Raw genomic sequence first — 24,490 nt, 5'->3', positions numbered from 1 at the left:
TTTAATTATTTCTAATGCATCTTTCATATGTTAGTATGTTTAACATTAGAAGCGCGGGCTCCGGCAGTAGGCGCTAAACGTTGTTATAGTGGGTGAAGAGATCGATGCGCAATTGGGTCAAAAATGAAAATGTACAGATGACGGCCATTGCCTTTGCCACAGCGGTAGGGGCGCAATTCAAGATAAATCCGTTCCGGGAAGATTACTTCCGAATCGGGCTGGGGGTTAGCATCCTTTTATTTCTGCTGATGATCATGCCACACTTGTCTTATGTGAAGACAGGGATCCTGACAGGTATCGCGAATTTGCTATTTCAGTCAGCAGATCTCATCAATCATGTGCAGACCGTCTCCATACTGGAAAGCATGAGGGACAATCTGGGGGCAGGTGTGTATTATGTGGTCTTTGCCTATGGACTTAGCAAGTTCAAGCATCGATTCCATGAGATGCAGCCTCTTCTGCTCGGCGGGTTAATCACATGTATCGATTTCTCCTCTAATCTTGTTGAGCTTCTTTTTCGCGGAATGTTAAGCGGGACCAATATCTTTTATATGAAGGAATGGTTGTATCTGCTTGTGGTAGGTGGTCTGCGAAGTTACTTTGTGATTGGGCTATATAACAGCATTGCGGTGAGGCAGATGCGGCTTTTACATGCAGAGCAGGAGAAGCGGATGGAGCAGATGCTGAGTGTGAACTCGGGTCTGTATAGCGAGGTCTTTTACCTGAAGAAAGCGATGAATACGATCGAAGGCATTACGGCAGACAGCTATGATCTATATCGCGATCTCCGGGAGCAGGACATGAATCAATACAGTCAGCGTACCCTGGGCATCGCTCAACAGATTCATGAAGTGAAGAAGGATTCACAACGTATTCTCGCGGGTCTGCTGAAGCTGTATGATAACGAAAAAGCGGTTAACATGAGCCTGTCTGAAGTACTGAACTTTGCCAGCAAAGCAAATCGAAAATATAGCGAAATGCTGCATAAGCAGGTCGAGATCGATATTGAGCAACAGTATGATTGTGAGTCTCCGTATTACATTCCTCTTCTCACGGTAATGAATAACCTGATTGCCAATGCGGTAGAAGCGATTGAGCATGACGGGGCGGTCCGAATTCGTGTGTATGAGCAGGAAGAAAAAGTACAATTCGTCGTGATGGATTCTGGAAAAGGTGTACCTGAAGCCAAACGGGATGTCATCTTCGAACCGGGCTACACAACCAAGTTCAATGAAGTTGGCATTGCCGCGACGGGCATTGGCCTGTCCCATGTGCGTGATATCGTCCAGTCGTTGGCGGGACAAATTAAGGTAGAGTCGGCGTCTTCGGGAGAGACAGGGACAACATTTGTTATAGCTATTCCCAAAATGAATCTGATCAAGGGGGCCGATGTCGATGACACTTTCTATCATGATCGTGGATGATGATGTGGTAAGCCGGAGTGTGCTGCATGTGTTCTATATGGAGACGATTGAAAAGATGAATAACTGAGATATGGTATCTCATATCCAAAAGCCGAATTCCCTAAGACGATGTCCAAAGGAGAAAGTGAAATGAACATAACTATTGATCAACAAGGCAATTCCAAGGTCGCCATTATTGAAAGTGATGGCATCGTCATCAACAATGCTCAAGATGCACTGGATTTGATGGCTTCGGTAAGGTATACCGATGATGCTGATAAACTCATTATCGACAAATCGAACATCACGGAAGAGTTCTTCGAACTGAGAACCAAACTTGCAGGCGAGATTTTGCAGAAGTACGTGAACTATCATGTTAAGCTTGCTATTGTGGGAGATTTCGAAGAACATAACAGCAAGAGCTTGAGAGATTTCATCTATGAGTGCAACAATGGCAAGCATGTTTTCTTTTTGAAAAACAAAAAGGAAGCGCTTCAAAAGTTGCATAATATCAGCTAAGCGTACATCCGAGACATGTAGAGAGCCAGCTTATAATTTGAGCCAAACGTAGGAGGTTTGCACCGTGATATCTAATGAGAATTTAAAGGTATATGCTCTGCCTAAGATCGGAAATCTTAAAGTGCATGGTAGAACGACTCAAGAGCGATCGCCGTTGACGTTATTTTGGACGGGGAGTGCAGTCGAACTCAATGTACAGGGCTCCGAACTATGGGTTGAAGTAGAGTCACAGTATGACATGTATGAGTCATGGATCAGCATTCTGATCAACGGTGTTCCGGTGAGCAGACAGATGTTAACGGTGGGAAGGTACTGGGTCTGTGTATTCCGGGGCATGAACGCAGATCTGGTGAAGAATGTACGGATCGTAAAGGATGTTCAAGCGATGAGTGGTGACCCGGGTTGTGCCTTGCAGATTCATGCGGTGAAATCCGATGGAGCGTTCCTGCCTGTGCAGGAAAAACCGTACAAGATCGAGTTCATTGGTGACAGTATTACATCTGGCGAAGGTGCGATTGGAGCAAAAGCGGAGGAAGATTGGATTCCGATGTGGCTCAGCGCCATACATAATTATACGTTTATGACAGCAGAAGCGCTGAATGCGGAGTATCGGGTCATCTCGCAAAGTGGCTGGGGTGTGCTGACAAGTTGGGATAACAATCCAAAAGGGAACATCCCCGAGTATTACGAACAGGTCTGTGGCTTGCTTACTGGTGAACGTAACGATGCGCTAGGCGCAGGAGATCAGCATGATTTTGGTTCCTGGCAGCCGGATGTGGTAGTCGTGAACCTGGGCAGCAATGATGGGGGTGCATTTCAGTCACCTGAGTGGAAAGACCCCGACACGGGCAAGGTGTACAAGCAACGTTTGAACGAAGACGGTACGTATCATGAAGAGGATCTGGCTGCTTTTGAGAAAGCGGTGGAACAGTTCCTGTCCAAACTTCGGAAAAACAATCCGGCGGCACATCTCGTATGGGCTTATGGCATGCTTGGTTTTCCCATGATGCCCGCCATCTACCGTGCGATTGATGCGTATACAAAGGGGACAGGAGATCGTAAGGTTATGATTATCCAGCTTCCTGATACAACCGAAGAGACGGTAGGGGCACGCACCCATCCAGGCGAGTTATCTCACCGTAGGACGGCAGAGGTGTTAGCGGAATATGTACGAGGAATGATAGGATAACTTGAAATATAGTAATGGAAAGACCACTCTTTCATGAAATGTACCCCAATAGTTAGATGGTGTCTAACTTTATGAGGTCCCTTCATCATAAGAATGGTCTTTTTCCTTTTCTACTTATCTAGACATTCGAGGGTGTGTCCGTTGTGCCGCTGTTCTGTACCTCATAACGAATTGAAATGATCTGTCCCAGCGTCTGGGTTCGGATCATTTTGAATTGGCTTGGCACAGTGCCTGTCGGGAATAAGGGAATGCCTTCACCAAGAATTTTGGGAATGATGGCGACTTCAATCTCATCCAGCAATTTTTTTGCTAACACAGCTTGAACCAGTATTCCGCCACCCACAACCCACACGTCTCCATCAGAAGTTTGCTTTAACCGGGGAATGAGCGTATCTACTGTCTCGGTTGTAAACTGTACATGTGGAGAGGGCGGCTGTTCCGAGCGAGAAAGCACATATGTTGGCCGATCCGCATAGGGGAAATCTTCGGAAAGTGTGAGCACCTCTTCATACGTATAACGTCCCATAACAACGCTACCGATCGTTTTATAAAAGGCAGCATACCCGTTGTCTCCACCATTACCTTCCACATCAAATAACCAATCGACTGAACCATCCAGTCTTGCGATATATCCATCCAAACTCATAGCAATGTACAAAATTGTTTTGTTATCAGACATGTTCATCGCTCCCTTCTACAATGTATGATACACTTTAACTATGACAAAAGTTGACGTAGTTAGGATGTTGAATTCATGAATCATCGGAAACTGGCTATCATGCGTCTGATGGATTCCAGACAGAAGTTCACTGCTCGGGAACTGGCAGAACGTTTTGACGTCTCGGTTCGTACGATCCAGCGGGATCTGGATGCATTGCAGGCGCTGGGCTTTCCTTTGTACACAGAAGTTGGCGTGAACGGTGGATACCGGGTGTTGCCCAATCGAATTTTGCCACCTCTTCAATTCACGCAGCAGGAGGCATTAGGGCTGTTTATGATGCTGGAATATCTACAGCAAGTCCCGGATTTTCCGTATGGATCGATGCGTGAGCATCTGGCTGAGCAGTATTTCTCTACTTTGCCTGAGGATGTACAGGATCTAATTATGCGAATGAGAGAGCATATCACCTTTGTCCAGCACCCCGGTGGGCATGCCGAGCCTTTAACAACAGCGATATTGGGTGCAGCGGTAGAAAAGAGAGAAATCCAATTTATGTATCATGCCCGCAGTGGGCGTAAACAAGTCAAGGTCTTCCCCTATGGCATCTACTATGAGCAGGGACATTGGTACATGCCAGCCCGTAATAAGGACCGCGTATTATTGTATCGGGTGGATCGCATGCAGCAGTTGACGGTTATGGAATCAGTGGATGCATCTGTTCCGAGCCTGAAGGCGTGGCTAGATGCCAAAGAAGACAGAGCAAGCGTAGAAGTGGTGCTGCAATTCACGGAATTTGGAGCAAGGATTGCTGCGTCAGATGTGTTGTTCAAGTCGGTTGAAGGCCATGAGTGGCGCGGACTTGTTCCGCCTGAGGAGTTCTCTTTTACAGCGCGAAAGTTACTCTCCTATGGGCCGGAAGTGAAGGTGGTGTCTCCGCTCGAACTGCAACAGCAGGTTAGAGGAATGCTGGAACGGAGTTTAAGTCAGTATGGTGGGGGATAAGAGCTTTCAAACGCTGGATATTAGGGTATCAAGGAAGAGATAAGAAAGGTGTGTAGACAAATGAGCGAAGTTTGGACTAAAGACATCATCCCGACTGTATCCGATAAAGTAGTGATTGTGACAGGTTCGAACGGCGGATTAGGGTATGAGACGGCATTAGCGTTAGCTGGAAAAGGCGCAAAAGTTATCCTTGCAGTTCGTAATCTGGAAAAAGGTGAAAAGGCAGCTAATAAAATAAAATCTGTGCATGTAGCTGGAGAGGTAATCGTTATGCAGCTCGACCTCAGCGATTTAGCTAGTATCCGTAAGTTCGCAGCCGCTTTTCTTGAGCAATATGATTCTTTGTCCATTCTAGTTAATAATGCAGGAATTATGAACCCTCCGTTCCAGTTAACGAAGGATGGCTTTGAGTTGCAGTTTGGTAGCAATCATCTAGGGCATTTTGCACTTACGGGCCTGCTATTGCCTCGATTAATTTCTACTCCGCAATCGAGAGTGGTTACTCTAAGCAGTTTGGCAGCTGGTAATGGTGCAATTGATTTTAATAATTTAGATGGCTCCAAAGGATATAATCCCATGAAGTTCTACAGTCAAAGCAAGCTAGCTAATCTGATGTTTGCAAGAGAACTGCAGAATAAGTTTAATTCCGCCCATATGGATTCTATGAGTATCGCCGCTCATCCAGGAATTTCGAATACCAATCTGTTCTCCTTCGGTTCGGGGAAACAGGCGAATATATTCATGCGGAGTCTTCTGAAAATCATTAGTCAACCTGCACACATGGGGGCATTACCCACCTTGTACGCTGCAACAGATCCGACGATTATGGGAGGAGAGTATATAGCTCCTGGCGGTATGGGCGGCACTAAGGGCTATCCCAAGAGCACTAAGATCATCGAAAAATTATATGACGCTAACATTTCAAACAAGCTATGGAGCGTGTCAGAAGAATTAACAGGGGTATATTACAGATTTGACGTGTAGATTTTGCCATTTGGGAAAGTAAACCTTATTATGGAATGGATAGTTAAAAGTTCTTCAGCACGAATAAGATTAACTGAATGGGGGGCTACCATGATTCGATTCATAATAAATTTAACGACCCGCTCTATGCAGAGTCCATGTGATGAACAACGGCGGTTGTTTGCATAGAGCTTGAAATTCTTTTCCGCCATATCATTGTAGTGCATATCCAATGTGTTCATTGTACGACTCTGCTGCCTTAAAGATTTTAACTTTTAAGGAGTGGAGCAACGTGAAATATATTAATGCGGATACAATCTTCCCGAAAGAATTGCTTGAAGAAATACAGCGTCATATCCCCGGAGGCCTGATCTATATTCCGAGGCCCAAGGATGCCTATAAGAAATGGGGCGAGAACTCGGGCGGCAGAAGGATTGTCCGGGAGCGGAACGACGAGATCCGCCAGCTTTTTGCTGCGGGAACAACCATTGATCAGCTTGCGGACCAGTACTGTTTATCCATCGATAGCATCAAGAAAATTGTGTATCGCAAAAAGGGATGAAACTATAGAAGCCATGTTCGAGCAATCGAATGTGGCTTTTTCCTGTAAGAGTAAAGAATGGTTATTAAAGCTTTTTTACATATTCGAGGTTGTTAATTACGCGTACAATTCATTTGACGGTACAAGGTTATGCGGTGAGAGTTCATGAAGTAACTCCTTAAATCATCTGGTAAGGTTGGTGAATATGAATAATATGAATATAGAAGTGAAATTAACGAATAAAGACGAGGCGTATGTGATTAAAAATATGTACCCGCTATACCTTCATGATCTATCCGGACATTATGGTCTGGGTGGAGAGCATACCCCGAACGAACATGGCATTTATGAGCCAAGTCCTGATTATATAACTTTGCAGGATCAGTATAACGTCCAGAACATATGGTGGGAAAAACCGGAGTGTCTTTATCCGTTCCTCATGATTGTGGATGGCATACCGGCAGGTTTTGCGTTCATAGCTACTCCGCCACATTGTTCACAAGGCACCAATTTCTTTGTACATGACTTCTTTCTGATGCAGCCGTTTCGAGGTGTAGGCGTTGCTGAACACGCGGCATCCACGATCTTCGGAATGTTTAAAGGAAACTGGGAGTTGTTCACCAATCCATCGGAGAAAAATAAGATTGGCCAATCTTTCTGGCGGAAAACAGTGAATAAGTATACCGAAGGTAACTATCGGGAAATGTACGGGCATACGTTTGATGGCTATAAATTGATTTTCCAATTCTCCAATATATAAAGAGAAAGACCGTCTCCCTTTGAGGGAAACGATCTCTTTCCACTGCCTTTTATAAACTACCGCTGAAATAGTGATACTCTGAATTCACTTCAAAACCAACACTGCGGTACAGATTCAAAGCGCGTTTGTTCTCGGTAACAACGGATAGACGGATATCTGTGTAATGTTGCTTCCTTAGGAGATTCACCAGAATATGAAGCACGGTGCGTCCTATTTTCCGTCCCTGATAAGCAGGTAAGATACAGAAGTTATGAATAAATGCGGTAGTTGCATTAATGGAGTTAACCCGTATCAGCCCAACAGGCTGTTGGTCCTGCCATGCAATATAGGTGACTCGGCTGGGTTCATTTGTTTGCATAAAGTACTCGCGTGTCCAGTCCTCCGAATCTCCAAAGGCTTGGGAGGAGCAAGTGACCATAAACTCCATATCCTCGGCTTCTGCCACGGACAACGTTAGTTCAGGTGGCTCCACAACCGAAAGCACCTCATTCACAAGTTGCATCGAGTACTCCGCACGATCATAAATGGCTCCGAGGGATTGGGCAGTAAGAAGGCCCGGAGATAAGCCCTGAGGAACGCGATAACTGAGTTGGTTGATTCCCTGTGGTTTCATATCCAGGATGGCCCTTTTCAGTAGGCTGCTGAACACACCTTGGCGACGAAAATCTGGGTGTACGATGGCATTAATATTCCCGGTTACGCCATCGGATGGATACCAACTGAGGAGTCCTACCAGATCACCGTGGCGATAACAGAGGAGCGCATGGTCTCCGTCTTTTTTGCTGATATGGTCAAGGTCTGCCTTTAGATGGACGGAATCCAGTTGTTTACATTGTTGTTCGAGCAAAAAAATAGCATCAATCTGTTCCTTGGAGTTATAGACCATGGGAATGACTTGATAAGTTGACATAGCTTTCACACCTTCATTTTTGAAGGAAACACGCAGTTATTGGACCCGCAGGCGCTATCCTTCAAGAGTTGGTTCACTTCCCGATGACTATAACACAATCTATGATGAAGATGACACTCAATGGATGTAATTCACTGGATGTCTGTTCAGATGTGCCCAGTAACTGGACATTATATCCTATTGAAGGGATAATTGAGAGTAATAAGGAGAGAAAGGAGTTGATCACCTCGCGTAAGTTAGCTTATATGATGAGTACGTTGTTTCTTTCATCTGTCATGATAATGGGGTGCATCCCATCTGAGTCAGCCGAGAACGTTAAAGAGACCATTCCACCAGCGACGAATCAGCCGAGTATTGTGAGCAATCAGAAGGCGTCAGCCATAGATGAGCAGCAGGCCCTCGAAATGTCGCTGGATTATAAAACAACCGAACTGACTGTTGATTATAAGGACTATGAAGATACGTTAACTGTAGAGGGTCTGCTGGCTAGAGCAGAAGTAATCAGACCATTTTTGACAGAAAGGAATTTCGAATCCAATATAGATGCGCGATTTAACAAGATTCCTTTACGTGTAGCAGACAAAGAGAAGGCTCTGCTGCATCCTGAAAATATACAAACCAAGATCAAAGATAGCAAGAGTGATTGGATTCTTGTGGAATACACGCTCGATTTGAAATTTACGGATAAGGATGGCAAAGAGTTCAAGTCCATTCCGTTATCGGGCGATATCACCTTTTTGCAGGATCAGGGAGAATGGCGCATTCAGGATGATACGTATAACAGGGATGCATTCGCGGACATTATCAATAGTTCTCTATAGTTCATGAAGTGTCTGTGAATCTGGCACATGCAGATTGTGCTCGAATTAACCAGTACGAATAAGCTCTTTCATATTAAGTACGCACTTCAAAGTGCGTATTTTTTTGTGGGTGTGTACAGCTAAGCGTGCGTCGTCAAAAGGGCTTCATCGTGATGATTGTTCTTGTCTCTTCCTAGAAATTTGCAGGGTACATTCTCCTGTAATGATGATATCATTTGGATAAATAAACTTACTTATTGCGCTTGTAGAGATTGGGGTTGGATTCATCATGAGGGGAATTCTCCGAGTCGGTTCTCGTAAGGTGTGGTTTTATATCGTTGTTGCCGTTATTGTTGGCTTGGTTGCAGGCTATGTCGTCCTCTCTGAGCAGGACTCTCCTAAGTTCCAAAGTGAAAAAGGTATTCTGGATTTAAGGCAGGTTCAGCTCAGTACGAATCCGCAAAAGTTAACAGGGGAGTGGTCGTTCTACTGGCAAGAGCTACTGTCGCCTGAGGACATACGGGTTCGTTCGGCAAGGGAAGGAAATCAGGACCACTGGATCAGCATCCCAAGCTCCTGGCTTGGCTATCCGTTAGAAGGTCAGCGGCTGAGTGGTACAGGCTATGCAACCTTTCGACTGGTCATACAACTAAGCGAGAACGATCGAAACGAGCAGCTTACTCTGCGGTTGCCGAGCATTTTTCATGCGTACAAATTATGGGTGAATGGCGAACTTCTAGAAGAAGTTGGTGAGGTGGGTCAGGACAAGAGCCGCGTGACCCCGCATCTGGAGACGAAACTGGTGTATTTTCAGCCTAAAAACGATACGATAGAGCTGGTTATGCAAGTAGCCAACTTCAATCATAAGCGTGGCGGCATTACCAAGGATATCGAGCTGGGTGGTAGTGACGTACTAACTTCCAAGACCAATCTGAATCTTGCCAGGGATATGTTCATCACGGCAAGTTTACTAGTGATCGGCTTGTATAATCTGCTGTTGTTCATGCTGCGACGTAAGGATAGAGCTCCGTTATATTTTGGCCTGTTTACTGTACTGCTTGGTATTCGATCCTTGTTCAACGGGGAGCTTATCTTTACACAATGGTTGCCTCAGTTTCCTTGGGAATTGCAGTTCAAGATTGAATATCTGATTCTTTGTGTCAGTGGTTATATCATCAGCATGTATTTTGATAGCATTTTTCCCAATTACATATCACGATGGTTTCGTCTTTTTAGCTTGATCACAACCGGCGTATTCTGTGTCCTTGTGGTGGTAACTCCTGCACTTATATATTCAAAATTTATGCTGATGATCGGTGTGATGGTAGTTCTACATATGATTTATCTGATGATCGGACTGGTTCAGGCGGCTGTGCGACGTATGGAGGGAGCGTTGATCTTCCTGCTGGTGTCGGTGGTTACGTTGGTCACGGTTGTCAACGATTTTTTATATTTTAACGGATGGTCGCCGATTGGAAATACATCTCCGCTTGGGTTATTGATATTTACGATTGCGCAGTTGATTCTGCTGTCTTCGCGATCTACGAGGACGGCATCGAACGAAGAGAGAATTACACGTGAATTACAGGACGTTAATGACAAGCTGATTGAAATGAATATGAATCTGGAACAGACCGTTCAGGAGCGAACACAGGCCTTATCTACAGTGTATGATGATCTCCAATCCTCGTATGACCAACTGCTTCACTCCGAGCAAGGGAGGAAGAAGCTTCTTGCTTATATTACGCATGATCTGCGTATGCCGTTGTCCAGTATGCTCGGATATGTAGAAGCTATACAGGACAGGGTCAAGCCGGAACGCAATGAACAATATCTGAAGTACATCCGGGAGAACACGATAAGGATTAACCGCATGATCGAGGAGTTGTCCTTCTTGTCCCATTTGGAGACCGGACAGGTCTCGTACCGAATGGAGCCGATTCAGATGATTCCTTTCTTGCATGGTTTTTTTGAACAATATGAGTTGGTAGTGCGTGACGCAGGATTAGACTTCTTACTGGATATCGGAGATACCGAGGATAGACGATCTATTTTGCCAGTTGTCGAGATGGATGCGAAAAGAATAGAGCAGGCCTTATTTAATCTAGTATCTAACGCCATGAAGTTCACCTCCAGCGGGGGGGTGGTGCGTATTGCACTAGTTGTGGAAATGGTGAATCATGCTCCTCATGCAGTTATTAGCATAGAGGATTCTGGTATGGGGATTCCTCCGGATCAGCTTGAGCAAATCTTTGAACGTAATTACAGATACGATCGGCCGGGAATGGGCATAGAGGGCAGTGGACTGGGGCTGGCAATTTGCAGGGAAATCGTACAATCGCACGGAGGCATGGTTCGAGCGGAGAGCGACGGCAAGATGGGGGCGACATTCTATATAACGTTTCCTTGTACGGTGATTGAAGGAAAGGGGTGATGAGATGGACACGCACAAAATCATGATCGTTGATGATGATCCTCATATATGCGAGATTGTGCAGGTGTATTGTGATAGGGAGGGATTTGTCTCCACCTGCAGTCATAGCGGGTCAGAAGCGATGGAGCTGCTTGCATCGTTTGAGCCGGATTTAATTATACTGGATATATTACTGGCTAATGAAAACGGTATTGACTGGTGCAGGAATGCGCGTAATCTCACCAGTGCGCCGATTGTGTTTCTGAGCAGTCAAGAGGAAGACGAAATAAAAATTAGCGCATTATCCTATGGCGGGGACGATTATGTGACCAAACCGTTCAGTCCGGGAGTGCTCATGGCCAAGATCAAGGCTCACCTTCGCAGAGTGTCGACGGGTAGAAGGGAACAACTGCTGGAGTTACCGGGTTTGACACTGGATTTCTACACGCAGTCCGTCAACATGGGGAGTATACCTATCTCTTTATCGAAAAAAGAATTCAGTCTGCTGTCCTATATGGCACAAAACGTGAATCGTGTCGTCAGTGTCGATACGTTGTTTCAAATCATCTGGGGAATGGAAAGTCTGGAGGATACAAGAACGGTTGCTGTACATATCAGTAATTTACGCAAAAAAATTGAGTCTGACCCTGCCGACCCTGAGCGAATTATTACGGTTCGGGGGAGCGGATATATGCTGGTTTCTAATAGTACGTCACAAGCATGAATATAGCAGTAAGGGTGGTAGTCTATTATAAATGGGAAAATGGCGTTGGAGCAGTACCTGACGCTATTGGCCCATTTTTTGTTCTTTCCACTAGCTTTGTAACCGACTCAAGATATTGAATCCCTCAACACCAGTCTGCGCTTTTCCATCCTCGTCAAAATGATGTGCCATCTCTCCGAAGAATTAAACGATCCAATACGCACGGATTTAAAGTTTTCTTTAGGTTTCTCAAGTAGGTTAATCCATCATGATAAAATCACTGTGGTCGATATAACGACATATTTCATCAAATTGCAACTGATTATTAGCTACGAGGACGTTACATTCAAGCCGGATCAAACGATAATACGTGAAGAAATGGTTGTCTTGCTGTCCCGCATTAGTACTTGAAGAGAAGGAAGTGGCTCCGATGGCACGAGTTATATGTATCACATCAGGGAAAGGCGGAGTTGGCAAGACAACGGTCACGGCTAATCTCGGGACTGCCCTCGCCTTATCGGGGAGCAGCGTTTGCTTGATCGACGCTGATTTTGGATTGAGAAATCTGGATATTCCGCTTGGTTTGAGTAATAGGGTAGGGTATCATATTTCTGATTTTCTGACGGGTCAATGTGCTTTACATCAAGTGATCGTCAAAGATAAGCGAATCAGTACCTTGTCCTTTATCTCCTGTAGTAACGACGCGGTGCATCACGATGATCCGCAAGTTTTTGGCGAGGTTGTACAGCAAATAGCCCAGAGCTATGATTATGTGCTGATTGATTCGCCGGCAGGCATTGAAAATGGATTTTGGAATGCGGCTTTGGCAGCAGATGAGGCTATTGTCGTTACTACGCCTCATCGTACATCGCTTCAGGACGCGGATCGCGTGATCGGATTATTAGAAGATATGATTCAGGCTCCGCCACAGCTCATCATTAATATGGCCGACGGACAGGAAGCCCGTTCGGCAACGGTAAAGATGCAGGATATTATCGATATTCTCAATATTGGTGTGATTGGCGTGATCCATGCCGATGTACAAATTATACGTTCCGTACATAAGGGCATTCCGATTGCGCTTAATCCCGAGTTCGAAAGCGGACTGCGCTTCAGGCATATCGCCCACAATGTGGCGAAGAATCAGCAGGAGCCTTTTATCTCATTGAAACCCAAGAGGCATATTAGTGTTTTTTCGCTTCCTCCAAGACTGCGTTGGGGGAAGAGCAGTTCGTTATAGTCGATTCTGGCAGATGAATCGTTGAGAAGAGAATCATCTGGAATGGATTGCAGATTAGCTAAAGAATTCATGAAAAATAGTGGTGTGGGAGTTACCTTCCCTACGCCACTATTTTTTGATGTCATTGATGTTCTCGCTTGCGAGTAGTTGCTTACTTAAAGTTTTCTTTATAATTCACAAGCGCCCCTATCTCGCATGATAAAATACGGAAGAAAAAACGACATAATTTGCTGTGTCGGTGTCACAATTCGACTGCGACTGATCAGAAAGGTCGGTGAACGAATTCAATCTGTAAATTTGGCATTATCGTACCGTGCTGAACGCCGCAGCTAGGACAACGCCATTTCTGTATGTTAATTTTTTTCCTCGCTTGATCTCCACGTGCCGAGCGAACTGACTCGCAGGAGACCAATGATCCCGATCTGGGTCAGTGGTTTCCGCTATTAGTCTGGCTTTGGTGATTAGCTTGGTTAGAAACCAATTTTGGATAGTTTTTTTAGTTTGATCTATACATAGAAGGGATGAATACAAGTGAAGAAAGTAATACAGGGATGGAAGGTGAGCCGGCAGATCCTGATGTGGATGCTGGTGATCAGCTTAATAGTTTCTGCCGTGCCCCTATTACCAGCGCAATCGGCAGTAGCGGCTGAACTGCCGATGCAGAAGACAAAAGTAACCACATCCACTGGATTCCAGGATGTGAGTCCCACCGACTGGTTCTATGATGCAGTCGTCCATGTGCAGGAGAAGGGCATATTCAGCGGAACGAACGCGAGTAGCTTCTCTCCTAAGGGGACAATGACACGTGCCATGTATGTAACGGCACTTGGACGGATGGCCGGAGTCGATGCGGGGGCGTACTCCACATCGAGCTTTGCTGATGTACAGGCGGGCAGCTGGTATGCGCCATATGTCGAATGGGCGGTTAAGAAGGGAATTACCGATGGCACGGGGGATCGGAAATATTCGCCGGATGCTACCGTATCTCGGGAGCAAATGGCGACGATGACGTTGCGGTATTTCGAAAGCGAACAGATCCCTTATCAGACCGAGAATCTGGTCACGACAGAGCCGGGCGATCTCGGGGATGTATCACCTTGGGCGGCTGAAGCGGTCATCAAGCTGTGGCAAGCCGGTGTGTTCACCGGGGATGAAAAGGGGAACTTCAATCCGCGTGCGCAAGCGACTCGCGCGGAAGCAGCGGTTCTCTTCATGCGCAACAACGCGGTTGTAGAGGCGTGGAAAAATCAGAATCAAACGCCGGTTACACCTACTCCCACACCGACATCAACTCAACCGACCCAACCGGGAACTCCAACAGTGAACCCAACGCCGACACCAGGCGGTAATAATGGTGGTGGAACGCCTGGAGACAACGGAGGCGGTAACACCGGTGAGGCTACATACACACTCATTTTCGAGAGCAACGGAGGTACGCCAGTTGACGCGCAGAAAGTGCGGAAAGGCCAAGCGCTAAATAACCTGCCGGCTCCAACAAAAGAAGGATATATATTTCAAGGGTGGTTTGCGGATAGTGACCTTTCACTCATCTTCGCAAGTGGCACTACCTTGACTGCGGATACGAAGTTGTATGCGAAGTATACGGATAGCATAGATAATGCCGTACAGAGCACACCAAGCTATTCGGTGCTGGATGTGGCACCAGACTTCACGATCGCGGTACACGATGCATCAGGTAACCTGACAGTATCCGAGGTTCAAGCGGGCATGACGTTCACAGACACGGCGAACCCCGACTTTGCTGGAGTTACCGTCACTGGTGGGAACGGTGCTTTCACGGTAGCGTCCGCAGCTGAAGACGGAAAATTCGTTGAAGGCAATACGTATCAACTTACGTTGACGGATGACAGTTTATCCTTCCAAGGCCAAGATGCGACAACGAGTATTTATGTTTTTAGTGTCGCTAAGCAAGAGGTTCTGGACATTCCGCTGAACCCTAACATGATCTACCTTCCATTTACGGATGTCACGGATATGATATTGAATGGCGAAGCTGTGGGTTCACCAGCGATTTCGGTAGTTTCCACGACGGTGGGCGGTAGCGAAAATGCGCTTGCCGAGGCGAACGCGAGCAGTGGAACGTTCGTGTATTCCGGCAGCACCGTGATTCAAGTCGGCAATACAGTCGCCATATATCAAGGGGTTCGCCCTGATCTGCGTACATTAGCAACAACGGGTGAAGACGATGGCGATGTTGCCTATGTCCAGATCACAGAGGTAGACGGAATCACCTATACCTATGACCATGCAGATACCAATCAAGTGTTGCTCAAGCCGGATGTTCTGCCGGTGAGTGTGGAAGCAGACACAGATGGAAATCCGAATAACAAATCCATCACAGTTGAGCATATCCAAATGAATTACAGCGACAGCCTATATGAGCCTTTCGGCTTGGATGAGTTAACCACGGTGGATGTGGGTGACTTTATCGGTTTTTATGAGGGCATCTTTGCTGAAGAAGGTTCTCGAATTGTCAGTTATGGACGTATCACTTCGATTACGCCTATAGCAGAGATGGACATCATCGAATATACTGATGCCACGATTGAAGATATTGAGAATGTCTTCAACATCTATCAGAAGCAAGCCATTAACGGCGACGATCTGTTGTCGGAAGAACAGATTGCACAGCTCGAAGAGCAAATTGAGCAGCAAGCGAGGGACAGCGGATTCGTCAATGAAGCCGCGGATTATCTGTCTGACATCGCCATGGAGACGAAGGAAATTCAGGAGATCAAGGCTCAGTCTTCCCTGGCGTCCGGTAAAGGGAGCCGGGTAAGTGTGGAGAATCTGACCGTTGTTGCTTCACTCGGCACGAGGCTGAAGAATATTGACGGCCGAACCTCAGGCGTAAGCGCTACATTACAAGTGGGTGCCGATATTGTTGTCAATATCAATGAAGACAGCGATCTTGTTATCCATATGACGGGTACATTCGTTCAGGAGATGAGCTTGGATCTCGGTATTAATGGGGATATGCAAGGGCATTGGCTGAAAAAGTGGGGAATTCCTTACTGGTACAGCATTGATGATTATGTAATTACGGCGAATCTGGATGCTTATAGCTATACCGGGATGAACATCACGGCAGAGATAGCTCTCGTTGAACACGATAAGTTAAATGATGCACTGAATGACTGGGTGGGCGAGAAGAACGCTGGCAGGTTGGGAAAGGTTCAGGACATTGCGACACAGATTAAAGCGGTAATGGCGGGCGTGCAGGATACTGCCGTAGATGCCGAATCGTTGAAGGAAAAGTATCAAGAGATGTTGGAGCAAGACACGGAATGGGTTCCGTTAATCAAGAAGGAGCTCTTTGAAAAGAGCGTACGCGTGGCTTTAGGTATTGTGGAAGTCAAATTTGAAGCGGAGTTTGTGGTCAGCGCCCAGGTGAACCTGACGGTGGGGGCAGATTTCTACTATAAGATGGCCAAGCGCTACTCGGTTAGCTTGCGCGTATTGAGTTTCAGTGGTTCGAGCAATACGGTCAGCTTGCCGGGAGACGGAGATTACCAATTTACCTTCTATGTGATGGGGACGATCGGTTTACGAGCTGGTATTCATATGGAGGTCAAAGCGGGGATTGGAAGCGTCAAGTTGAATAGTATCGGGCTTGCTGTAGAACCCGGTGTGTATGTGAATCTCTGGGGCTACTTCTACTATCAATTGAAAAATATTAGCGGGGTGGAGAGTACGAAGTCTCTAGGCGCTCTGTTCGTTGAGATTGGCATCTATTTGGAGGTCGAACTCGGCGCTCAATTAGGAGATGGCGCGCTTTCCGGCGGCGTAGAGCTAGTCGATGAAGAGTGGCCACTGTATACGATTGGAGAAGAACAGAACGTCTACGACTTCGCCTATCCACAGGATAAGTCGCTCAAAGTGAACATGGCGGGTTCTGCGTCATCCATCGTTGTACCGGAGTTGTGGGTCACAATGAATACCTTTGATTTGAAGACAGGCGCTACGGATACACGGGCTTATGATCGCTCGAATTTCGATATTCAGGTGGACAATCCGAACTTCAAGTATGACGCAGTGAACGGTATGATTGAAGTGGTGGACAAGAAGATTCAGGTGAGTGAGGGCAATCTGGTTATCACCTGGAAGGGGTCGCCGGGGTCGTTCACGTCCGATCCACTCAAGCGTACGATTCATTTAAGCTGGCTTGCCAGAGTGGGTGACTACAACCTTCAGCTAGATCCGCAGAACGGCGGAGTGACCCAGGTAGTGGCGGCTCCGTATAACGCGCCAATCAGCGTGGTCACCCCGGTATATCCAGGATACACCTTTGACGGCTGGTATACGGCCGCTTCCGGCGGCACGAAGATCACGATTCCGAGCCGAATGGCTGCGGAGGATCGGAAACTGTACGCGCACTGGATTGCGAATAAGAATACGCCGTATACCGTTGAGTATTATGTGCTAGACCCGAACAGCAGGATACAGGCTCCGCCTGTGGATACGGAAAAGAGGACTGGAACAACGGACACGGAGATTCGAATCAGCTCCGACAGGTTTAAGGAGCAAGGCTATGCGACCGGAACGGTAAGCGGCGTATTAATCAAGGGCGACGGCTCGACAGTCGTAAGAGTTAATTACTATCCGGAGAATCGAAAGATGACTTTCGCTGGGGGTTATGCTGGTGCGCCCCAAATCTCGCTAACAGAAGCCGTTGGCAAGAACATCGCTACTCGTATACCTGTACCGACAAGGCAGGGATATACGTTTGCCGGTTGGTCGCCAGAAGTTCCAAGTACGATGCCGATTGAGGATACTACGTATACAGCGAAGTGGATGGGGAGAGAGGGTACGCCTTATCAGGTCGTGTACTTGCTGCAAAATATCGGAAGTGACACCTATACGGTTGCAGATACGGAATCGTATCGTGGAGTTACGGGTACCGAGGCGAGTTTGGCGGACGTCAAGCCGAGATCCTATGATGGCTTCGTGCGGGACGACAGCATTTCGGTACTGAAGGATCTAATCACGAGCAACGGTAAAACGACGCTGAAGGTATATTATAAGCGTGATGTATACCAAATGACGGTTGATTATAATGGTTCTGGAGCAGCAAATAAAACGGATAATGTTCCTTTCGGAGCAACGATGCTGTTGCGTCTGGGCACTCCGACATGGCAGGGATATAGCTTTACGGGTTGGTCGCCAACACCTCCGACCACGATGCCTGCCGAGGATGTCCAGTTTACCGCACAGTGGGCAATTAACGACTACACCGTAAATTTCGACAGTAACGGTGGGTCCGAAGAAGTGCCGGCTCAGACTGTAGGGTTTGGCGCTACGATTAGTACGCCGACTGAACCGACGAAAGATGGTTATGTATTCGGCGGCTGGTATCGTGATAACACGTTGACGAATGCTTACGACTTCGCTGCTGCGGTGACGGCGGATCTCACACTGTATGCGAAGTGGCTGATCCCTTACACGATAAGCTTCGAGAGTAATGAAGGGTCGGTAGTAGATGCCCAAACAGTGAATGAAGGCGTCAAGGCTATGGCTCCTGCCCCTCCGACGAAAGACGGCTATGTGTTTAGCGGCTGGTACAGCGATAGCGAGCTAATGAACGCCTACGATTTCACGGCTATGGTGGTAACGGGAGACCTCACGTTGTACGCGAAGTGGACGGTTTATGTACCGAATACTTATACCGTAACTTTCGAGAGTAATGGCGGATCGGTAGTCACAGAACAGAGTGTGAATGAAGGTGCCGTGGCTACTGCTCCTGGCGCTCCGATGCTGGAAGGGTATACGTTCGATGGCTGGTATAGCGATAGCGAATTGATGATACCTTATGGTTTCACGGAAGGTGTAACGGCGAATGTAATGCTGTACGCGAAGTGGACGAAGAATAGCTACACAGTGAGCTTCAGCAGTAACAATGGATCATCGGTGAGTAATCAGTCTGTGAGTGAAGGTGAAATGGCAACGATTCCTGAAGCACCGACACGTGCAGGGCATGTATTTGAAGGCTGGTATAGTGATGCTGGTCTGAATGAATCTTACGGCTTCACGACACCTGTGATGAATAACCTCACATTGTACGCGAAGTGGACGGCTATATATACGGTCACCTTCAACAGTAACGGCGGATCACTGGTGGCTGACCAGAATATGCAAACCGGCGGTAATGCTACGGAGCCTGCCGTACCGACAAGGGATGGTTACACGTTCAACGGTTGGTACAGCGACGCCGGACTGAATGAAGCCTACAGCTTCACGACATCGGTGACGGGTAACCTCACGCTGTACGCGAAGTGGACATTTAACAGCCGCACGGTGGACTTTGACAGTAACGGTGGGGCAGCAGTAGGTAGTCAGACGGTGGTTACTGGCAACCAAGCTGTGGCACCTGCTGCGCCGAAGTGGGCAGGATATCGATTTGAAGGTTGGTACAGCGATCGTGATCTGGAGAGCGTCTACGACTTCGGTACGCCGGTGACGGCAGACATCACGCTTTTCGCGAAGTGGACGATGACATCTTGGCTGCAGGTGGGTGACGAGCTGGAATTGAATAGCAAGTCCAATATCGTCTTCGACAGTCAAGGGATGCCTTACATGGCTTATATAAAGGACAATTACGAAGTATTTGTAATGCAATATAAGGGAGGCAAGTGGCAGTCCTTCGGCAATCAAAGCGATCTTGAAAAAGCGGGAGGATTGGGGAGCTCAGCTATATCGCTTGGAATAGACAGTAAGGACAAGCTTTATGTTGCTTATAAGAATAGCTCAGGTAAAGTAAGCTTTAAGAATTATAATGATGAACATAAGTGGTGGAGAGCAGTATCTACTGTCTCTGACTTCAGTTGGAATGATGGTAAGACGAGCAGAAAAGTGGATACAGTTCAAGACAGCTTCTTCATTACCTTTGATAAGGATGATAATCCTTTTCTGATGTTTAGAGGTGCTTTGGTCGGTAATGCTGCGGAACCGTCAATGCTCATGTCATGGAGGTATTATAGCGATAGGGGACGGATACAAGAAGCGAGAATACAGGCATTCGCAGGTCTAAGAGCCTTCCTCGCACCATTACCAAACAACGGCATGTATTTATTTGCTCCATTCAGGTCATCTAGTACCCCTGTGGCAACAGGATATAGTCTGGCAGATGGGTCATGGAAACAATTAGATCCTAAATTATATCCATATCAAATAACTCCGAATATGGATGCTGCATCCGCGCTTGATCCATCTGGCGTACCTTATATGATCTATCTCAGCAGTTCCAATGGTGTTGAAATGTGGAAATATCCGCACTCCACTCCATCAGAAGATACAGCATGGGAAAAGGTGAGCACTCCCGGATTCTCGGTGGGTTCATCTCAAGAAGTAAGCATGGATATGGCCTTTGACAGCCAAGGCACGCCTTACGTTGCATATCGAGATGCTGCAGATGGCAACAGGGTGACTGTGATGAAATATGAGAATATGGACTGGAGACCCGTAGGATCTGCCGGGTTCTCCACTGGTGATGTTCTTCAGCTAGACATCACCATAGACAGCACCGATAACATCTATGTGAGTTATAAGGAACAAGGTAAAATGAACATGATGAAGTTTGATCCTAATTTCAAATAACCTTGATAGATCAGACTGGCAGAAGAGCCTACTCCCATCGGAGTAGGCTTTTTTTGAATATATTCCATAATTCACTGTAATTCATGCAGCGTTTGTGTCTCCGGCACGTTATGCACCCGCATTGCTTCGCACAACCCACCAAACCTGGCTAATCCTCATCTCCAATTATTTTGCTTAGAAATTGGTTCGCCCAAACGTGGCATCACTCTTCACTGTCGAGTTGCTGGATGCGTTGATGGCATCGAGCTGTAACACGTAATCATAATGCCGGATGTAATATCCGGGCTGACTGTACGATTGAAGGGATACTTTGGTGCTGTCAGCCCAACCAGGACTGCTTAGGAACGTAGCATCTCCCTTATATGCGGAGGTGTCGGCATAAGCTTCAAGTACAATTTTATTGCTGGTGTTGCGCTTCAGGAAGTAGCCCGGGAAGTTGATGGACTCCAGTGATATTCCCATGGAGCTGGCAAGACCCGGCACGACGCGGAACTGTGAATCCAGAACAGGTGAGACGTTGGCATCCACGCGAGCAGTGTAGTTGGCATGACGGATGTATCGATCCGGAACGTTGTGTGAACTGAACCGGCTGTAACCTGTGGCTTCCGGTGTTGCAGGACCCAACATTTTGACCTCGTGCAGGGTTGGGGTGTACCAGTTACCCGGATTATTCCACAAGACCGCGTTTACCATATTGATCCGTACATAACGAGCTGTGAAATGCACAGCATCCGTCGTATAGCCATAGGTCAGATTGTTGGTGCGATCCAAGGTAGAGTAATTGACACCATCGTTGCTAATCTCGATTTTGTATTTGTAGTATCCTTCGGAACCTTTATACATAAACCAGGAGGTGTCGATCTCCGTGATCGTCTTTGGTGCGCCAAAGTCCACCTGCCACCAGGCAGGCCAGCTATTGGAGGAAGCGACCCATGAAGTCTGGTAGTTGCCATCATTGACATTGGATGCGGACGAGCTGGAGGCTGTAGAGCTGGCGGTAGTTGTTTTGCCTTGGGCATGATTGACGAGAGCAGGCGGTGTTACCGCACCTGTTGCTGCATCGATGTTCCACGTTGTATACCACTCCAGTGATGCTGTTCCGTTGGAATCATTCAAGGTTAGCGGCAGCCAAATATGCTTGTGCTCTCCGAGATTCATCGGATTCCAGCGATCTCCCATGTAGATGTAGGATGTGGTGTTGCTGCCTGTAATCGTGGCAATATCATGAATCTGCGAACCAAAGGCAGATGGATTACCATATGGCGTAAGCGCAGTCCATGGACCCGTCATGGAAGTTGCTGTAGCATAAGCACCCTGATTCGGATACCAGCCAGCGGCTTGGGAGGTGAAGAGGTAGTAACGGTTTCCTTTTTTCACAACAGCAGGCGCTTCACGATAAGCATTCTCGAACAGCCAACCCTCGAAGGATTGTATTCCGGTGTAACTTGCATTCATTTTGAAAACAGCCATTGTATCATTGGCGCCGCCATTCTTGCGTGAAGCCGTAACCAGATAACCCGTGCCATCGGTATCAACAAAGACGGTCATGTCACGGGATTCATAATTCAGCGGTCGGAAGCTGCCCTCATAGGTGAATTTTCCATTCGGGGTATTACTTGTTGCGACCGCTACACGCCCAAGGTTGTAGTCCGTTCCATTCTCATAGTGTGCCCAGAGCACATACTGGTTGGTGTAGGCGTTATAGATGACTTTGGGGCGCTCAATCTTGCTGGAAGCCAGCTCGGTTGCGGAATCTTTCGTCAGAATGGCATTGCTGAAAGTCCAGTTCTTCAGATCGGTCGAGGTGTAGACGTTCACACTGTCGAACTTGCCGCCCACCGCATGTTCACCGTACAGATAATACGTCGAGCCTACCTGCAGTATGTTGCCGCTGTTCGCATGGATGGGATTGCCCGCGGTGTCGAGCCAATCGGTGCCATTGGTGATCGTGACACTTGCAGCGCTTGTTCGTTCAGGATGAAGTCCAAACAGGGTGAACGTGAGTGCAAAGACCAGTAACCAGACCGCTTTTCTGTTACCCATGACATACACCTCCCGTAAGATATGTAACTAAAATATAATGTTTTCATTTATATTTTAGTTGGACTAGACTCTTTTTCAAGTGAACAATCCATCCATTGCTGAACATATCTTCATCTCTTCGGGGTTGAGCGGTGAGAGCGGAGGAAATGTTCCTAAATGTCATGTACGATGATGTAGAGAGGATCAGGTGCACACGTTAAAATAAGGCTAGACTCATTTTTACAACATAATTGGAGGGGGAACCGTCATGGACAAATTTATTGTAGATGAAGACCTTCAAGTGATATTGCAAAATGAAGAAGATGGAACCAGTACTCCCATTAAGGGAGGCATTACCGCACTGGATTTTGAAGTTATCTCGACTTATCCAAAAGGGTGGCTGACGTTCGCCTATCTGCGTGATCATCAGGGAATATGGTGGTCCAATGCTCGTAAGAACAAGGCAAGTTTATTCAGCCAGGATACGGAAGCTTTCCGTGTAATCGATGAAGATTACTGTTGTGATTCTCAATATGTCTATCTGGAAGATCAGGCTGTGCCTGACTCCGATCCGCCCAGCTTTCGGCTGCTGCCGGATACACCCTACTTCGCTCGGGACCAACGTTATTTATATGTGAAGAGCAGCACGCATTTTCATCTATTTGAGGATATCGATACGAATGCTGTGATTGCTCATCACGATTATTGTACTGACAAGGACCACTTATTCCATCTGTCCAGCTCTCTTCGTTATGCAAATGGGGAAAAGGATGAGGTGAGAGCATGGCTGCAAGAACATCAACCCGACGTATCTGGCTGGTGGAGTGATCATTATGCCCACAGTGCAGAAGGCGCTACGCAGATCACAGGCAATTGGTATGAGACTGCGTCGTCCATTTTTTATAAAACCGAATGGGGCGGTACGGCTCATCGGGAGGCGAAGGAAGTGTACAATCTCGTTCGGGATGTGAATAGGTCTACCTTTGAACCGCTAGATGAGCAGTTTGCACGGGACCGGGAACGTGTTTATTTTCAGTGGCGCACTATAAAAGGAGCAGACCCGGATACGTTTAAACCGCTAGGCGGACCGTTCGGTCGTGATGACAAACATGTGTATTACAACGGTTACCGTGTCGACGAGGCAGATGCTCGGCAATTTGTAGCGTTTGCTAGGACGGAGCATCTTGGACTTTCCAAGGATCAACAACATGTGTATCGTGCCGAGGTTGTTCGGACAAGTCAGCCTTTCGGTCAACCGGACGATGTGCTTCAGATGATCAAGGGGGCAGATGCAGCAACGTTTGAGTTAATAACACCTTCCGGTAGTTGGGCGGTGGATGCCAAGCGTGTGTATCTATGGGGGAAACCGAACAAAAATATCGATCGAGCCACCTTTACACATCTATTCGATGCTGATCCCCAGAGTTGGGCAATGGACCAGAATAGTCTATATAATGCCAATGGCAAACGCACGGTAAAGGGTGTGAACGGCAGTACATTTGTCATGCTGAATGAATATTGGGGCAAAGATGACCGTGTGGTGTTCAGCTTTGTGACGGGAAGTGTATATAAGTCGGGGGACGCAGCGACGTTTCAAGTTACGGATGATACAGGGGGCGCGGAGGATGCGTTATTTCGGTATACGGTGGAAGGGGGTACAGTGCGGAAAAAGAAGAGGTAATGAAAACAGGGATGGTAGACTTAGAAAAGAGTCCACTATCCCTGTTTAAATTTCTATTTATTTGACCGT

The 24,490-nt window shown here is 47.0% G+C and carries 17 protein-coding genes; 13 read left to right on the top strand and 4 right to left on the bottom strand.

From position 1 onward, the window contains the following. The first annotated feature begins 92 nt into the window (after positions 1-92). The 3 genes from MHB85_RS30545 (at position 93) to MHB85_RS30535 (ending at position 3,111) form a co-directional block, all read left to right on the top strand. Complete coding sequence (locus tag MHB85_RS30545; protein WP_223199816.1) at positions 93-1,424, top strand: ATP-binding protein; 1,332 nt, start codon at positions 93-95, stop codon at positions 1,422-1,424. A gap of 129 nt (positions 1,425-1,553) precedes the next feature. Continuing rightward, positions 1,554-1,922: a DUF4180 domain-containing protein gene (locus MHB85_RS30540; RefSeq protein WP_105600543.1), complete on the top strand. Its 369-nt coding sequence runs from the start codon at positions 1,554-1,556 to the stop codon at positions 1,920-1,922. Positions 1,923-1,986: 64 nt separating this feature from the next. Beyond that, positions 1,987-3,111, top strand: coding sequence for an SGNH/GDSL hydrolase family protein (locus MHB85_RS30535; protein ID WP_105600542.1), 1,125 nt, complete (start codon positions 1,987-1,989; stop codon positions 3,109-3,111). A gap of 118 nt (positions 3,112-3,229) precedes the next feature. Here MHB85_RS30535 and MHB85_RS30530 read toward each other — a convergent pair whose 3' ends face one another. Next, complete coding sequence (locus MHB85_RS30530) at positions 3,230-3,796, bottom strand: dihydrofolate reductase family protein (RefSeq protein ID WP_105600540.1); 567 nt, start codon at positions 3,794-3,796, stop codon at positions 3,230-3,232. A 69-nt stretch (positions 3,797-3,865) separates the two neighbouring features. Between MHB85_RS30530 and MHB85_RS30525 the strand changes: the two genes are divergently transcribed. The 4 genes from MHB85_RS30525 (at position 3,866) to MHB85_RS30510 (ending at position 7,038) form a co-directional block, all read left to right on the top strand. Beyond that, positions 3,866-4,774 (top strand): helix-turn-helix transcriptional regulator, encoded by a 909-nt coding sequence (locus tag MHB85_RS30525; protein WP_105600539.1) that lies wholly within the window; start codon positions 3,866-3,868, stop codon positions 4,772-4,774. Positions 4,775-4,834: 60 nt separating this feature from the next. Beyond that, positions 4,835-5,758 (top strand): oxidoreductase, encoded by a 924-nt coding sequence (locus MHB85_RS30520; RefSeq protein WP_105600537.1) that lies wholly within the window; start codon positions 4,835-4,837, stop codon positions 5,756-5,758. A 271-nt stretch (positions 5,759-6,029) separates the two neighbouring features. After that, on the top strand, positions 6,030-6,299 hold the full coding sequence (locus MHB85_RS30515) for a CD3324 family protein (RefSeq protein ID WP_091012335.1): 270 nt from the start codon (positions 6,030-6,032) through the stop codon (positions 6,297-6,299). Between the two features lie 193 nt (positions 6,300-6,492). Beyond that, positions 6,493-7,038 (top strand): hypothetical protein, encoded by a 546-nt coding sequence (locus MHB85_RS30510; RefSeq protein ID WP_105600686.1) that lies wholly within the window; start codon positions 6,493-6,495, stop codon positions 7,036-7,038. A 49-nt stretch (positions 7,039-7,087) separates the two neighbouring features. On the opposite strand, the gene MHB85_RS30505 is transcribed toward MHB85_RS30510, so the two are convergent. Further along, complete coding sequence (locus MHB85_RS30505) at positions 7,088-7,948, bottom strand: GNAT family N-acetyltransferase (protein ID WP_105600535.1); 861 nt, start codon at positions 7,946-7,948, stop codon at positions 7,088-7,090. A 245-nt stretch (positions 7,949-8,193) separates the two neighbouring features. Here MHB85_RS30505 and MHB85_RS30500 point away from each other — a divergent pair, with 245 nt between their 5' ends. The 3 genes from MHB85_RS30500 to MHB85_RS30490 all read left to right on the top strand — a co-directional run bounded on the left by MHB85_RS30500 (position 8,194) and on the right by MHB85_RS30490 (position 11,885). After that, a complete protein-coding gene (locus MHB85_RS30500; RefSeq protein WP_146117110.1) occupies positions 8,194-8,769 on the top strand; it encodes a hypothetical protein in 576 nt (191 codons plus the stop codon). Positions 8,770-9,037: 268 nt separating this feature from the next. Next, complete coding sequence (locus tag MHB85_RS30495; RefSeq protein WP_105600532.1) at positions 9,038-11,182, top strand: sensor histidine kinase; 2,145 nt, start codon at positions 9,038-9,040, stop codon at positions 11,180-11,182. Between the two features lie 4 nt (positions 11,183-11,186). Beyond that, a complete protein-coding gene (locus MHB85_RS30490) occupies positions 11,187-11,885 on the top strand; it encodes a response regulator transcription factor (protein ID WP_091012342.1) in 699 nt (232 codons plus the stop codon). A gap of 237 nt (positions 11,886-12,122) precedes the next feature. Here the strand turns inward: MHB85_RS30490 and MHB85_RS30485 are convergent, their stop codons facing one another. Then, the gene (locus tag MHB85_RS30485) at positions 12,123-12,317 is read right to left on the bottom strand and encodes a hypothetical protein (protein WP_143786451.1); all 195 of its coding nucleotides are present in this window, start codon (positions 12,315-12,317) and stop codon (positions 12,123-12,125) included. Between MHB85_RS30485 and minD the strand changes: the two genes are divergently transcribed. Both minD and MHB85_RS30475 read left to right on the top strand, forming a co-directional pair. Then, entirely contained in the window at positions 12,295-13,104 is an 810-nt protein-coding gene (gene minD / locus MHB85_RS30480) for a septum site-determining protein MinD (RefSeq protein ID WP_105600531.1), read from the top strand. The two genes, MHB85_RS30485 and minD, sit on opposite strands and share 23 nt — an antisense overlap. Before the next feature lie 531 nt (positions 13,105-13,635). Then, positions 13,636-20,718 carry an InlB B-repeat-containing protein gene (locus tag MHB85_RS30475; protein ID WP_341074176.1) on the top strand — a complete coding sequence of 2,361 codons (7,083 nt, stop codon included), beginning with the start codon at positions 13,636-13,638 and terminating at the stop codon, positions 20,716-20,718. A gap of 174 nt (positions 20,719-20,892) precedes the next feature. Here MHB85_RS30475 and MHB85_RS30470 read toward each other — a convergent pair whose 3' ends face one another. Then, the gene (locus MHB85_RS30470; RefSeq protein WP_105600528.1) at positions 20,893-22,761 is read right to left on the bottom strand and encodes an AbfB domain-containing protein; all 1,869 of its coding nucleotides are present in this window, start codon (positions 22,759-22,761) and stop codon (positions 20,893-20,895) included. 247 nt (positions 22,762-23,008) lie between these two features. Between MHB85_RS30470 and MHB85_RS30465 the strand changes: the two genes are divergently transcribed. Further along, positions 23,009-24,421 (top strand): DKNYY domain-containing protein, encoded by a 1,413-nt coding sequence (locus MHB85_RS30465; protein ID WP_105600526.1) that lies wholly within the window; start codon positions 23,009-23,011, stop codon positions 24,419-24,421. Positions 24,422-24,490: the final 69 nt, after the last annotated feature.

It is taken from the genome of Paenibacillus sp. FSL K6-4396 (assembly GCF_038002525.1).
GTDB classification, from domain to species: Bacteria; Bacillota; Bacilli; order Paenibacillales; family Paenibacillaceae; genus Paenibacillus; species Paenibacillus amylolyticus_B.
Note: the sequence above shows the minus strand (reverse complement) of the source record. Positions and strands in the feature narration are given on the sequence as shown.

Excerpts from the sequence above, each read along its gene's own strand:
- MHB85_RS30490 (WP_091012342.1), top strand. The coding sequence starts at position 11,187 with ATGGACACGCACAAAATCATGATCGTTGATGATGATCCTCATATATGC.
- MHB85_RS30505 (WP_105600535.1), bottom strand. The coding sequence starts at position 7,948 with ATGTCAACTTATCAAGTCATTCCCATGGTCTATAACTCCAAGGAACAG.
- MHB85_RS30530 (WP_105600540.1), bottom strand. The coding sequence starts at position 3,796 with ATGAACATGTCTGATAACAAAACAATTTTGTACATTGCTATGAGTTTG.
- MHB85_RS30500 (WP_146117110.1), top strand. The coding sequence starts at position 8,194 with ATGATGAGTACGTTGTTTCTTTCATCTGTCATGATAATGGGGTGCATC.
- MHB85_RS30540 (WP_105600543.1), top strand. The coding sequence starts at position 1,554 with ATGAACATAACTATTGATCAACAAGGCAATTCCAAGGTCGCCATTATT.
- minD (WP_105600531.1), top strand. The coding sequence starts at position 12,295 with ATGGCACGAGTTATATGTATCACATCAGGGAAAGGCGGAGTTGGCAAG.
- MHB85_RS30510 (WP_105600686.1), top strand. The coding sequence starts at position 6,493 with ATGAATATAGAAGTGAAATTAACGAATAAAGACGAGGCGTATGTGATT.
- MHB85_RS30520 (WP_105600537.1), top strand. The coding sequence starts at position 4,835 with ATGAGCGAAGTTTGGACTAAAGACATCATCCCGACTGTATCCGATAAA.
- MHB85_RS30495 (WP_105600532.1), top strand. The coding sequence starts at position 9,038 with ATGAGGGGAATTCTCCGAGTCGGTTCTCGTAAGGTGTGGTTTTATATC.
- MHB85_RS30465 (WP_105600526.1), top strand. The coding sequence starts at position 23,009 with ATGGACAAATTTATTGTAGATGAAGACCTTCAAGTGATATTGCAAAAT.
- MHB85_RS30470 (WP_105600528.1), bottom strand. The coding sequence starts at position 22,761 with ATGGGTAACAGAAAAGCGGTCTGGTTACTGGTCTTTGCACTCACGTTC.
- MHB85_RS30525 (WP_105600539.1), top strand. The coding sequence starts at position 3,866 with ATGAATCATCGGAAACTGGCTATCATGCGTCTGATGGATTCCAGACAG.